Raw genomic sequence first — 818 nt, 5'->3', positions numbered from 1 at the left:
CGATTTAAGTACCGGTTTGTGTTATATTTTGGTGTGCTTGCTTGTTTCACAGGTTTTCATCGGGATAAAGCGGATAGCGGAAACATACCTATATAGTAGCACCAAAACTGCTTTGCTAAAAAAACAAAAGCACTCCTAATATATATAGTGTAGAAATAAATCCAGCGTGGACTGAATAGACTTCCGAAGTTATCCTTACACCCCTACTCTTTTAAACTTTGGAAGTTATTTACTGAAATCATACTATATAGTATAGGAATAAAAAAAACTTTCAGATACATTGGGTATACTATATATATGTTAAAAATTGTTAACTGTTATATTGTACTGAATTGCTTTGCATAGCTTAGTGGCCAATTGTTTTTATTGATGTTATCGTATTATTAATTATCTTTGCAGAATGTTTAAAGTTAAACACTTAATTATTTTAGTATTTGTTGCCGCTCTGGGTATTGCGGGTTGTAAAAGTCGTTTCGAGAAATTGAGAGCGAGTAATGACGTTGCAAAAAAATATCAAGAGGCTCTTCGTTTGTACAATAAACGTGATTACAGTAAAGCATTGGTGCTTTTTGAGGATCTTTCTCAAAAATATCGTGGCCGTGCAGAGGCTGAAGATCTGAACTATTATTATGCCTATACTTTATATAGATTAAGTGATTACACAACTGCCAGATACCAGTTTAAAAGTTTTGCAGATACCTACCCAGCAAGTAAAAATGCCGAAGAAGCGAGATACATGGGTGCTTATTGTTTCTATTTAGAATCTCCAAATTTCTCTTTAGATCAGGAAAATACCTATAAGGCTATAGATGCACTTC

1 protein-coding gene is annotated in these 818 nt (G+C 33.6%); it reads left to right on the top strand.

What is annotated here, in order from left to right; all coding sequences use genetic code 11:
• Positions 1-400: 400 nt before the first annotated feature.
• Positions 401-818, top strand: a 418-nt coding sequence (locus AC1DND_RS28735; RefSeq protein WP_477586361.1) for an outer membrane protein assembly factor BamD, incomplete at its 3' end; no start/stop codon positions are given.

The organism is Pedobacter sp. 01N416, assembly GCF_056399685.1.
The sequence above is the reverse complement of the archived record's forward strand: the minus strand, read 5'-3'. Positions and strand labels throughout refer to the sequence as shown.